Here is an 11,218-nt window from a genome sequence, read left to right on the forward strand (position 1 = left end):
GGCCACTCCCCCTCGATGGGCCGGTCGAGGAACGCGCCCACGCGCTCGTCGATCTCCTGGCAGAGCCGGCTGACCTGGCTCTTCGACACGCCCGTGCCGCCCATGGCTTGGACAAGGTCATCCACCGAGCGGGTCGAGATGCCCTGGATGTAGGCCTCCTGGATCACCGCCGTGAGTGCCTTCTCGGCTAAGCGGCGCGGCTCCAGGAAGCTCGGGAAGTACGAGCCCTTGCGCAGCTTGGGGATGCGCAGCTCGACCGTGCCGGCCCGCGTCTGCCAGTCTCGGTCACGATAGCCGTTGCGCTGGACCAGCCGCTCGGCGCTCTTCTCGCCATGGGCCGCCCCGGTCAGGCTGCCCACCTCCAGTTCCATCAGCCGCTCGGCCGCAAAGCCGATCATCTCGCGCAGCAGGTCGGCATCGGCGCTCTTCTCCAGCAGCCCGCGCAGGCTCATCATCTCGTCGGTCATCGGAGGTCTCTCGGGTTCGAGGTTGGTGCTCGCAACCCGACCCTACCCGGCAACCGCCGATGACCACCCCGCGAGAGAGCCCGCCTGCTTCAGCGCTGGTATGGGCGCGCAGGCGGGCTCTCTCGCTCCCGTCGAGCTACACCACCTCCAGGGACACGACCCAGACCTACGTCGAAGCCGTCTGGAATGACCGCTTGCGAGCGCAATGCGGACAGTTGCCTTCAATATCGAAGATCTCGCGTGCGGGACGCAGGGCCGGACGGCCCCTCCGTGCCAAAGACATGGAACTATCGATGCGCGTACAGGTAGGCCGCGATATCCCGAGCCTGCACCTCGGACACACCGGTGACCGGCATCGCTGTTCGGGGAGCGAGAGCTTTCGGATCGACGATCCATCGGACGAGGTTCTCGGGTGTGTTCGCAACGACCCCGCCGATGTAGAGGCGCTCGGCCACACTGCCCAACGGTGGGCCGACCCGTCCCTGAGGGCCTGCGAGGCCCGGGATCTCGTGACAGCCCGCGCAGCCGTACGTGATCATCAGCTGCGGTGCGCGGGCGGAGTCTCCCCCGGTCAGGTTCCTGGCAAGCTCGACCCGCTGACGGCGCTGCTCGATCCGATGAGTGACGATGCCACCGGCGGTGAGAACCGCCGCTGAGGCGAGGAGCATGATCCATCTAAGCCGCATGGGCCGGCCTCGCCGTGTCTGAACCTGAGCGCCGAATCCACAGGCCTGCCAGCGTCAAGGCTGCTGCCGCGTAGACCAGCCCAGCCGGGACCCACATGACGAGGCCGGCGAGTTGCTGATCCTCCAGGGGAGTGAGCCCCCATTCGGCTGCCGCCGCGACCTGGCGCGGGTACCAGAGCCGCGGCGAGACCGTCAGCAGGACCCCGAGCAGGCCGGTGTGGAGGCTCGTCAGGAACAGGTACAGGAACGACGCGCCGTAGGCGCGACTCCGGGCCGGCCCGTGCAGCAGCGCCCACCAGAACAGGAGTGCCGAGAGCAGGAAGCTGAGGTGCTGAAGCCAGTGCGCAAGGGGATTCAGGAGCACGAGATCGTAGAGGCCCGGCATGTGCCAAGCCCAGAGCGCCACCCCGTGGAGCAGCGTCGCCGCGAAGGGTGTCCGCATGGACCTCCACGCGGTCCCGAGGACCGGCAGGCGACCGATTGCGCCGACGAGAGGGCGCCACAGCGCGGGCAGGGCCCACAGCATCGTGCTACCCGGACGAGCGAGCACGAGGAGGGGGGCCGCGATCACCATCAGGAGTTCGTGCTCAACCATGTGGGCGGTGAACAGGCGCTCGCCGAGCCAGTGCAGCGGTGACAGCAAGGCCAGCGCCAGCACGGTCCAGCCGCTCCAGAAGCAGGCGACCTGCCAGCGACGCACTCCGCGGCCGTGGCCGGCCCGCCGCCACAGGCGCACCGTGCCGATCAGGAACAGGATGGCGCTGATGTAGAGTGGAGCGATCACCCTCAGGTCGCTCGTCCAGGCGGGACCGGTCAGCCAGAGCTCGCCGAGATCGCCGCCATGGGCCGAGCCATCGGTCGGCAGGACCAGCGCTGCGGCGAACACGCCGGCGCCCGCCGTGCGGAGGCGCGCCTGCCTGGCGCCAAAGCCGTCGGGCCCGCTCACCGCTCGCACCCGGTGAACACCAGCCCGGCGACACCGTGGACCGCAATTACGACGGCGAACAGGAGGGCGACCAGCACGCCGATCGCGGCGATCATCCGGTGAGGACGCCCGCCCTCGGGCCCGTCGAGGGTAGCCACCTGCGACCCATCCGGAGCGGGCACGGTGGTCGTGTCGGCTGGCAGCGGCTGGCGATAGGCGCGCCAGGAGGAGACACCTCCGGCCAAGCTCACCGCAGCCAGCACCGCCGCGAGCAGCGGGATCACCGGAAACTGGTATGAACAGCTCCACGCGGCGAGGGCGTAGTTCGCCTGCGTGCTGACCAGCCACGCCATCGGGCCGGCGTAGAGTCCGGCGGAGGGCAAACCTCTGGTCAGCAAACTTGACATCGCACCCTCACCAGCGTGGCAGCCAGTACACCGTTAAGTAAATCGGCAGCCAGGACAGCACGACGAAGTACCAGTAGAAGGCATTGTCGCTCACATCGCTGAAGCGCTTGCCCGTCGCGTGACGCGTGAACATCAAGGCGGTGAGCACCAGCGTGTCGCCCGCATCAGTGACGAGGTGCGTCAGGTGCAGGCCGAGCAGCACCCAGGTGATCGAGCCGTAGGCGTTCTGGTCCCAGCTCACGCCGAGGCCGGTGAACTCGTAGATCCGCAGGGCGGTCGCCGCGAGTGCGACGACCGACATGATCACGAGGTCGCGCCGCACGCGCCAAAGGTCCTGCGCGTGAGCATTGCGGTCGGCCACCCGGTTCGGCCACAGGCTCGCGAGCAACAGCAGGGTGTTGAGGGTCCCGGCCCAGTGATTGGGCGGCGCCGGCGCCAGGGGCCACTGCTGGTTCTGCTGCACCAAATAGAAGTAGGTGCCAAGCGCGAGCGCGAAGGCGGTGCCCTCGACGACGAAGAAGCCGAGCGTGCCCCACCACATCGGACTCGTCGGACCGAAGCCGTAGGTCGGGAGTGCCGACACATCACGGGTCACCCGTGGAACGTCGGCCCGGGCCGGGCGTGTCTCGGCGCGCAACGTCGTCATTCCTCGTCCTCCGGCATGGCCTTGGGCCAGAACCAGCCGGTGAGCGCCGCCGCGACCGGCAGGGCCCCCCAGAGCACCGCGTAGGGCGTGAAGATCGAGCCGATGAAGGTCGCGCCGACCGCAATCGCCGCCACGAGCGGCCAGATGGATGGAGCGGGCGAGGTCTCACGCAGCTGGGGTTCCGCCTCCGCCACGCTGCTGACCATCAACTCGCGGTGACTGACGCTCAGGCCCGTCACAACCGGCAGGCCACCTCGCTCCGCCCAGAGGGGTTCGCGGTGCGTGACGAGCGGAATGCGGTTGAAGTTATGAGGCGGAGGTGGAGATGCCGTCGCCCATTCGAGCGTGCCAGCGTTCCAGGGGTTCGGGCCGGCGACATCGCCGCGGCGCAGGCTGGCGGCCACGTTCCAGACGAAGAGGACGAAGCTCGCGAACAGCAGGAGCGCGCCCGCCGTTGACAGGAGCTGCAGGTCGCCCCAGCCCATCTCGGGTCCGTAGGTATAGACTCTCCGCGGCATCCCCATCAGCCCGCTGATGTGCATCGGGAAGAACGCCACGTTGAAGCCGATGAACGCGAGCCAGAAATTCCACCGCCCGAGCCGCTCACTCAAGAGGCGGCCGGTGAACTTGGGGAACCAGTAGTAGATCGCACCGAGCAGCGGGAAGACGTTGCCGCCGATAAGCACGTAGTGGAAATGCGCTACGACGAAGTAAGTGTCGTGCACCTGGGTGTCGATCGGGACCGAGGCCAACATGATCCCGGACAGGCCACCCGCCACGAAAATGAAGAAGAAGCCGGCGACGAACAGCAGCGGCGTGCGCCAGACCGGCCGCCCGTCCCACAGTGTCGCGATCCAGCAGAAGATCTGCAGCCCGTTCGGGATCGCGATCAGCATGCTGGAGGCGGTGAAGAAGGCGGCTCCGAGCTGCGGCAGACCGGTCACGAACATGTGGTGGACCCACAGGCCGAAGGACAGGAAGCCGGTGGCGATCAGCGAGAGAACGAGGGCGAGATAGCCGAAGATCTCGCGCCGGGCGAAGGTCGGGATGATCGCCGACACGAAGGCCGTGCCGGGCAGGAAGATGATGTAGACCTCCGGGTGGCCGAAGAACCAGAACAGGTGCTGGTAGAGGAGCGCATCGCCGCCCTCCGCCGGGTTGAACAGGTGCGTGCCGACCAGCCGATCCAGGATCAGGAAGGTCGAGGCGATCATCACCGCCGGCAGAGCGAAGATGATGATGAAGGAATTGACGAACAGCGCCCAGACGAAGAGCGGGACGCGGTCGAGCGTCATGCCGGGTGCGCGCTGCTTGAGCACCGTCACGATGATCTCGATCGCGACCGCGAGGCCGGAGAGTTCCGTGAAGGTGATCATCTGCGCCCAGACGTCGGCGCGCTTGCCCGGCGAGTATTCCGGCCCTGAGAGCGGCACGTAGGCGAACCACCCGACATCGGGCCCGATGTTGAGCAGGAACGAAATCCAGAGAAACAGCCCACCCGAGAGGTAGACCCAGTAGGAGAAGGCGTTAAGCCGCGGGAAGGCGATGTTCCGGGTCCCGACCATCAGCGGCACGAGGTAGACCGCCATGGCCTCCCCGATCGGCACGCCGAACAGGAACATCATGGTCGAGCCGTGCATCGTGAAGAGCTGGTTGTAGGTGTCGGGCCCGACGAGGCCGCTCTCCGGCTGCGCGAGCTGGAGGCGCATCACGAGGGCGGTGATCCCGCCGAGAAACAGGAACAGGAAGGCCGTGACGATGTAGCGCCGACCGATGATCTTGTGGTCGACTGTGGTGAGCGCGCCGAGCAGGCCGCGCGGCGTGCCCCAGACCCGGCTGAGCCGCACGTTGAGCGTCGGCCCGTCGAGGGACGTGTCGCGCAAATCGCCCGTCGCGGACGCCCCGTCGCTCATTTGAGCCCCGCGAGGTAGGCGGAGATGGAGTTCAGCTGATCGGAATCGAGCTTCACGAGAGGCATGTTCACCCCGGGCTTGATGCCGTGCGGGTCGACGATCCAGGCGGCCAGGTTGCCCCGGCTCGTCGGCAGGGTGCCGGCGGCCAGCGTGCGGCGCGAACCCACGTGAGTGAGCTCCGGACCGTTGCGTCCGGCAGCGGCGGTGCCGCGCACCTGATGGCACATGGAGCACGGCGCGGCGACGAAGGCCGCCTCGCCGGCCCGCGCCTCGTCGCTCGCCGGCTCCGGACGCGGCGCGACTTGGCCGTCGCGCCACCGCGCGAAGTCCGCTTGCTCCTCGGCGATCACGAGCAGGCCCATCTTGGCGTGTTGCATTCCGCAGAACTCGGCGCATTGGCCGCGGTAGACGCCGGGACGCTCGGCGGTGAAGCGGATTGCGCTAGGCCGCCCCGGGATCAGGTCCTGCTTGCCCATCAGGCTTGGGACCCAGAAGGAGTGGATCACGTCGGTCGATTCGAGCTTCACCTGAACCGGCACCCCGACGGGGACGTGAATCTCGTTGGCGGTGGTGAAGCCGCGGCTCGGCTGGGGGTCCTCGTACTGCACCTCCCACCACCACTGGTGCCCGATCACACGGATCGTCACAGGTGCCGCCTCCTCGCCTAACAGCCGGCGCTGCCCGGCGTAGCTGAGTCCCGTCAGGACTAGCACGACGACACCGGTCGCGACGGTGAGCCCCGCCACGAGCGTCCCCGCCCTGCTCTCGCGGCGTGGGTCGGTTGCCAGCGGATCGATGCCCTACGCCCGCCTCGCCCGGAAGCTCGCGACGAGCGCGAGCATCACGGCGAGCCAGATGGCCGCCAGCACGGCGGTGAAGAGCCAGAACAGCCACAGCAGGTCCCGCGCCTGCGGGCTGACCGGGTTCAGGGGGGATTGCACGAGGGTGCAGCCGGCGAGCGGTGCGGTGAGGCCGAGGGCCAGGAGGCGCCGCGCGTGGCTCCGCGTGATCATTGGGGCATCTGCCCTGAGGGCGGAACGATGCCGCCCGAAACTGGTGGACTCGGGCTGGTCCGGTTCTCCGCCGGATGCGGGTGCATGCTGTCGCTGCGGGAAGGCGCCGCGCTCGACGGCGCGTTCCCACTCATCGCGCGCACATAGGCGGCGAGTTCCCAGATCTGATCGTCGGGGATGCGCCCGCGGAACGAGGGCATGCCGTTCGGGCGACCCTCGCGGATGGTCTGGACGATGTTCTCGATCGAGCCGCCGTAGATCCAGCGGTCGTCGATCAGGGCAGGTCCCATACCGCCGCCGCCCTGTGCGTGACAACCGCTGCAGTTGAACCACGTGAAGAGCTTCTTGCCCTGGCTCAGGTGATAGGCGTTGCCCTCGAACTCCTTAGCCTTGCCGCTCGTGCGAACGGTCGGTTGCGACTCGCCGGGCGACAGGACAACGAGGGCAACCTCCTCCCGCGATTCCAATCCGACGGGGCTCGGGCGCGCCGTGCGGTCCTCCCTCTGGCAGGCCGAGAGGGCGAGCACAGCGAGCGCCAGCCTGAATATACGCCGCGTCATGGCCCGCCCACCTCGATTCGGCGGACGTCGTCCGGACGGGGCACGTCGTACTCGCGCAGGATCGCATCGATCTCGGTCCGGTGGCGCTCCAGCGCTGCGCCGACCTCCCGACGCAGGTCCTCGTCCTCCCGTCGCACGCCCATGGCGATGTCGAACACCATCGGACCTTTCGGCCCGTCGATGGCAGGCTCGACCGGTGCGACCCGCAGGGGCGGCTGCGCCCGCGCCGCGAAGTAGCCGGCCATCGGCCCCCATGCGAGGGCGAGGTCGATCTCCCCCTGCGCGACCGCGTCGATGATCCGGGCGGGCGGGTTCGGTCGCGCGTAGTCGCCCGTGAGGAGATAGCCGCGCACGTTCTCGGTCATTCCCCGGCGGGCGAGCGCCTGCGCCGGGGGCGTGCCGGATGCGTCGCTGCCGGCGAGTTGCACGCCGACGGTCAGGCGTGCCAGGACCGGATCGTCGAGGGACCGGACCGAGGGGCCGCCGGGACGCGACACCACCACGTAGGACGAGCGGTAATAGGGTCGGGTCGGCCGCAAGGTTTCGATGCCAACCGGGATCGCGGGAACGAGGTCGCACCGGCCAGCCAGGATGGTGTTGCGCAGGAAGCCTCGGCGTTGCGCCCACCACGTGTAGGTCACGACAGCACCGAGATCGCGGGCGATGATATCCGTGATCCGGTTCTCGAACCCTTCTCCGCTCCGGTTCGAGAACGGCATGTTGTTCGGGTCCGCACAGACGCGCAGCTCGCGGGCACTGGCATCCGAACCGACGAGGGCTGTGGCGCAGCCGCAGGCGATCCAGACGCGCCTATGGAAGGGCGAAGTCATACAGCATCCCTCCCTTGGTCGTGACGTCCTTCAGGTCGCGCATAGCATTGAGGAAGCCGAGCGCCCCGGTGCCGTCGCGCGGATCGAGATCGGCGGAGACGACGACGCCGGGCCAGCCGCCCACCCCCGACAGGATGGCGACATGCTGGCGTCCGTCCGGGCCGCGATAGGTGGTCGGCTGGCCGATAATCCCGGAGCCGGTCTTGAACTGCCACAGGATCTCGCCCGTGCGGGCGTGCACGGCTTTGAACCAGCCGTCCATGGTGCCGTAGAAGGTGACGTCACCCGCGGTGACGAGGGTTCCGCTCCAGACCGGAAACGCCTCCTTGATCGACCACGCGGCGCGTTCGCCCGCGACGTCCCAGGCCGTGTAGACGCCGCGGTGTCCCCCGGGGCCGGCCCTCATCCGAGTTTCCGATCCGAGATAAGGCGTTCCGGCGATGTAGTTCGCCTCCATGTGCTCGACATCCATGCACAGGTTGGCGTGCGGAAGGTAAAGGAAGCCTGTGCGAGGCGAGTAGGCTGACGGACTCCAGTCCTTGGCACCCGAGGCATTCGGGCAAATATCGCGCATCACCTTGCCGACGTGCGGCTTTTTCTCGGGAATGTACTGCAGCCGTCCGGTCTTCAGGTCGACCCCGCGGGTCGTGGTGATGGGATGAAACGGCTTGGCCGAGAGAACTTCACCGCTGGTGCGGTCGAGGATATAGACGTAGCCGTTGCGCTCCGGCCGCACGAGCACCTTTCGGGGCTGCCCGTTCCAGGTCATGTCGAGCAGGACTTGCTCGTTGATGCCGTCCCAGTCGTAGAGGTCGTGGGGACTCCACTGATAGAACCAGCGCGCTTGGCCGGTGTCGGCGTCGCGGGCGAAGATGCCGGAGGTCCATTTGTTGTCGCCGGGGCGCTGGTCGGCGTTCCATGGGCCGGGATTGCCGGTCCCGTGGTAGACCAAGTTGAGGTCTGGATCATACGAGAGCCAGCCCCAGACCGTTCCACCGCCCTGTTCCCAGGCGTTGGGCGGCCAGGATTTCACTCCGAGATCCTGCCCTTTGTCCGAGTCGTAGAACGGCTTGAAATCGGATCCGATCAGCACATCCTTGTCGGGGCCAGTGTTGAATGCCTTCCAGACGACCTTGCCGGATTGCTGATCGAGGGCCTGGAACCAGCCGCGCACCCCCATCTCGCCGCCGGCATTGCCGACGAAGACCTTGCCGCGGGCGACGAGGGGCGCCATCGTCATGGTCTCCCCGACGTTGATATTGCCGACCTTGCTCTTCCAGGCCTCCTGGCCGGTTGCCGCGTCCACCGAGACGACGGTGCCGTCGAGCGTGTTGAAGAAGAGGTGCCCGTCCGCGTAGGTCGGCCCGCGGTTGACGACATCGCAACAGGCAACGCCCTGCGCAGCCGCTTCAGGCTTGGGGTTGTACTGCCATTTGAGCGGCGCGCCTGGCTTCGCCAAGTCGAGCGCATAGAGAATGTTGGGATAGGGCGAGAGCACGTACATCGTGCTACCGACAACTAGCGGCGAAGACTCCTGGCCCCGGTTCACGCCCACTGAGAAGGTGAAGGCCACCCGCAGGTTCTTGACGTTTTCCGGCGTGATCTCTGTGAGTTCGCTGTAGCGGGTGCTCGCGAAGTTCTTGGCCGGCATCGTCCATTGGCCATCTTCAACGGGTGCTGCAGCGGCCGGAGGGCGGGGATGCTCCTGGGCCGGAGAACCCGCTGGCGTCTGTTTCACGGTGGAAGGGGTAGGCTCCTGCGCGTTTGCCACGATCGGGAGCGAGAAGCTGAGGAGGAAGCAGGTCGGTAGTACGAGCCTCTTCACGAAGGCCACTCTCATTGGTCGGGACAGATATCCCACGCTCATGTTTCAAAGCTGGCGCTGGAACTAAGTTCCCGTGGACGGCCCTTCTACGAAGAGAATCAAAAGAGACCTATCTTGTGTTAATTCCTGGGGGGGGCTGAAAGCCTCATAGTCCCCAAGAATTCCCTTGGACCGAGCTTCACCACTCAAGGAAGCCTACCTGAAACACGCCACATAGCCCCCAGTAGGATCTTCCCCGCTATCAAACCGACGGTGCTGGCCGGAATCGTGCTTGGAGGTCCGCAATTGGGACGAAAGCTGCGGTTCAAGTCCGGGGTGCCGAGGGTCGGCTCATGGCGCTTGTGAACCTTGCGCCTCAGCCTCCAATGTCCGCTTGTCGGCCCACTGTAGAGTCGTCCAGGAAGAGCCCTCATTAGCTCCTTGCGTTCGCCAGGATGGGAAGCCGAGGTCTGCGCCCCAGCCAGCCTGGACGAGGCTGCCTCGGACGATGCCTTTGTGATGTTGACCCGCTCTCGTGGAGCCGTTCAGGCTTTGCCACGAGGTGCAAACGATGCCCCACACCCGTCCTCCCTATCCCGCTGAGTTCCGTCGTCAGATCGTCGAACTGGTCCGTGCCGGACGCGATCCCACAGATCTTGCCCGTGAGTTCGAGCCTTCGGCCCAGGCCATCCGGAACTGGGTCGCTCAGGCGGATCGGAGCGAGGGCCGCCGTGAGGCAAAGGCTGAGATCCTCACGGCCGCCGAGCGTGAAGAGCTGATCCGTCTGCGCCGCGAGGTGCGCCAACTGCGGCTGGAGCGGGATATCCTGTCAAAAGCTGCGGCCTGGTTCGCGCGAGAGACCGGCGCGGTGCCGTCGGGATCTTCCGGTTCATGAGCGCCAACCGGGCCGCCTTTCCCATCGCCGTCATGGCCCGCGTGCTCGGCGTCTCGGAAGCAGGCTACCATGCCTGGCGGCAGCGGGAGCCCTCCGCCCACGCACAGGCCGATGCCGCACTGCTGAAGCGGATCCGCACGATCCACGCCGGCGCGGGCGAGGCTTAGAGCGCCTAACTCTGCGGCGAGGATGCGGACTTCGCCAACCCGATCGAGCCGTCGGTTCAGGGTGGAGAGAAGATCGCGGCGGCGATCGCGGCGTTCCTGCGCGGGGACGCCGGGTTGGCCGGGGGCCCGATCATCGCGCGGCCCTGAGGACCGACCGCCCCGGCGCGAGGGCGCCGCCAGCGTGTCCTCTCAGCATTCCTCGGGGCGCTGGACCAGCGCTCGCCGTGATCCGGCCCTCGCCATGGCCCTGCTGCGGCAATCGCGAGCGGCTTGCCAGGCTCACAACCCAGTCGGGAAGGTCTCGCTCTCGCCGGACCGGATCTCTCCGGCCTGCAACGGCGTGACGGCGCGCGTCTCCTCAAGCCAGACATAGGCGTCGAACTGCTCCGGCAGCACGGCCTCGAAATAGTGGCTCTGCAGCTCGCTGCGCGAGCGATAGACGACGCCGATCGCCCGCTCGCGGCGTGGCGCGGTCCACGCCTCCCGCAGCGCGCCTGTCCCGGGCTCCCGCAAGTCCAAGAACGCGCGCGGCAGGCCCGCTTCCCGGAACAGCGCCTCGTGGCTGTCCTCCCGGACCGGCCGCACATGCATCACCTGCATCGGCTCGTCCCAGTCGTCGGCCGCCGCCACCGTGCCGTGGTCGGTCCCGAAGCCGACGAGGACCGCCTCGTCGCCGTAGGCCGTCTTGGCGAGTTCGCCGATGTTAAACTCGCCCTCCCAGCCCATCGCGGTCGCGCCCGCGTGGCCGATATGCGAGTTGTGGGCCCAGACGACCGCCTTGCGGCCGCCCGCCATCAGGTGCTGGAGCGTCTCGAACATGTGCCGGTCGCGGATGTTCCAGGACTCGACGGAGCCGCGATACATGATGCGGTAGTACTGCTCGGCTGGTCAGCCCCCATCGGAGT

General features: G+C 67.4%; 11 protein-coding genes and 2 pseudogenes. 2 read left to right on the forward strand and 11 right to left on the reverse strand.

The annotated features are described in order from the left end of the window. The 10 genes and pseudogenes from MFF61_RS32170 to MFF61_RS32215 all read right to left on the reverse strand — a co-directional run. Positions 1-467, reverse strand: a 467-nt coding sequence (locus MFF61_RS32170; RefSeq protein ID WP_238241755.1) for a transposase, incomplete at its 3' end; no start/stop codon positions are given. Between the two features lie 287 nt (positions 468-754). Then, positions 755-1,153 (reverse strand): c-type cytochrome, encoded by a 399-nt coding sequence (locus MFF61_RS32175; protein ID WP_373324823.1) that lies wholly within the window; start codon positions 1,151-1,153, stop codon positions 755-757. After that, positions 1,143-2,039, reverse strand: a complete 897-nt coding sequence (locus tag MFF61_RS32180) for a cytochrome c oxidase assembly protein (RefSeq protein ID WP_306423429.1) — start codon at positions 2,037-2,039, stop codon at positions 1,143-1,145. Before MFF61_RS32180 ends, MFF61_RS32175 begins: the two co-directional genes overlap by 11 nt. 56 nt (positions 2,040-2,095) lie before the next feature. After that, positions 2,096-2,485, reverse strand: coding sequence for a hypothetical protein (locus MFF61_RS32185; RefSeq protein ID WP_238241758.1), 390 nt, complete (start codon positions 2,483-2,485; stop codon positions 2,096-2,098). A 7-nt stretch (positions 2,486-2,492) separates the two neighbouring features. After that, positions 2,493-3,131 (reverse strand): cytochrome c oxidase subunit 3, encoded by a 639-nt coding sequence (locus MFF61_RS32190; RefSeq protein WP_238241759.1) that lies wholly within the window; start codon positions 3,129-3,131, stop codon positions 2,493-2,495. After that, complete coding sequence (gene ctaD, locus MFF61_RS32195) at positions 3,128-5,044, reverse strand: cytochrome c oxidase subunit I (RefSeq protein ID WP_238241760.1); 1,917 nt, start codon at positions 5,042-5,044, stop codon at positions 3,128-3,130. Before ctaD ends, MFF61_RS32190 begins: the two co-directional genes overlap by 4 nt. Further along, positions 5,041-6,057 (reverse strand): annotated as a pseudogene (coxB, locus tag MFF61_RS32200) (cytochrome c oxidase subunit II). Before coxB ends, ctaD begins: the two are co-directional and overlap by 4 nt. Then, a complete protein-coding gene (locus MFF61_RS32205) occupies positions 6,054-6,617 on the reverse strand; it encodes a c-type cytochrome (protein WP_238241761.1) in 564 nt (187 codons plus the stop codon). Before MFF61_RS32205 ends, coxB begins: the two are co-directional and overlap by 4 nt. After that, on the reverse strand, positions 6,614-7,447 hold the full coding sequence (locus tag MFF61_RS32210; protein WP_238241762.1) for a substrate-binding domain-containing protein: 834 nt from the start codon (positions 7,445-7,447) through the stop codon (positions 6,614-6,616). The genes MFF61_RS32205 and MFF61_RS32210 overlap by 4 nt, the downstream gene beginning before the upstream one ends. Further along, positions 7,428-9,287, reverse strand: a complete 1,860-nt coding sequence (locus MFF61_RS32215) for a methanol/ethanol family PQQ-dependent dehydrogenase (RefSeq protein ID WP_283206061.1) — start codon at positions 9,285-9,287, stop codon at positions 7,428-7,430. The genes MFF61_RS32210 and MFF61_RS32215 overlap by 20 nt, the downstream gene beginning before the upstream one ends. 535 nt (positions 9,288-9,822) lie before the next feature. Between MFF61_RS32215 and MFF61_RS32220 the strand changes: the two genes are divergently transcribed. Continuing rightward, on the forward strand, positions 9,823-10,146 hold the full coding sequence (locus tag MFF61_RS32220; RefSeq protein WP_238241764.1) for a transposase: 324 nt from the start codon (positions 9,823-9,825) through the stop codon (positions 10,144-10,146). Continuing rightward, entirely contained in the window at positions 10,143-10,313 is a 171-nt protein-coding gene (locus MFF61_RS32225) for a hypothetical protein (RefSeq protein ID WP_238241765.1), read from the forward strand. The genes MFF61_RS32220 and MFF61_RS32225 overlap by 4 nt, the downstream gene beginning before the upstream one ends. A gap of 279 nt (positions 10,314-10,592) precedes the next feature. On the opposite strand, the pseudogene MFF61_RS32230 reads toward MFF61_RS32225, so the two are convergent. After that, positions 10,593-11,186: pseudogene (locus tag MFF61_RS32230) on the reverse strand (erythromycin esterase family protein); the annotation flags it as partial. Between the last annotated feature and the right edge of the window lie 32 nt (positions 11,187-11,218).

It is taken from the genome of Methylobacterium isbiliense, from assembly GCF_022179325.1.
Classification (GTDB): Bacteria; Pseudomonadota; Alphaproteobacteria; order Rhizobiales; family Beijerinckiaceae; genus Methylobacterium; species Methylobacterium isbiliense.

What these genes read in the sequence shown, in the direction of transcription:
- MFF61_RS32175 (WP_373324823.1), bottom strand. Translation starts at nt 1,153, where the DNA reads ATGCGGCTTAGATGGATCATGCTCCTCGCCTCAGCGGCGGTTCTCACC.
- MFF61_RS32185 (WP_238241758.1), bottom strand. Translation starts at nt 2,485, where the DNA reads ATGTCAAGTTTGCTGACCAGAGGTTTGCCCTCCGCCGGACTCTACGCC.
- MFF61_RS32190 (WP_238241759.1), bottom strand. Translation starts at nt 3,131, where the DNA reads ATGACGACGTTGCGCGCCGAGACACGCCCGGCCCGGGCCGACGTTCCA.
- ctaD (WP_238241760.1), bottom strand. Translation starts at nt 5,044, where the DNA reads ATGAGCGACGGGGCGTCCGCGACGGGCGATTTGCGCGACACGTCCCTC.
- MFF61_RS32205 (WP_238241761.1), bottom strand. Translation starts at nt 6,617, where the DNA reads ATGACGCGGCGTATATTCAGGCTGGCGCTCGCTGTGCTCGCCCTCTCG.
- MFF61_RS32210 (WP_238241762.1), bottom strand. Translation starts at nt 7,447, where the DNA reads ATGACTTCGCCCTTCCATAGGCGCGTCTGGATCGCCTGCGGCTGCGCC.
- MFF61_RS32215 (WP_283206061.1), bottom strand. Translation starts at nt 9,287, where the DNA reads ATGAGAGTGGCCTTCGTGAAGAGGCTCGTACTACCGACCTGCTTCCTC.
- MFF61_RS32220 (WP_238241764.1), top strand. Translation starts at nt 9,823, where the DNA reads ATGCCCCACACCCGTCCTCCCTATCCCGCTGAGTTCCGTCGTCAGATC.
- MFF61_RS32225 (WP_238241765.1), top strand. Translation starts at nt 10,143, where the DNA reads ATGAGCGCCAACCGGGCCGCCTTTCCCATCGCCGTCATGGCCCGCGTG.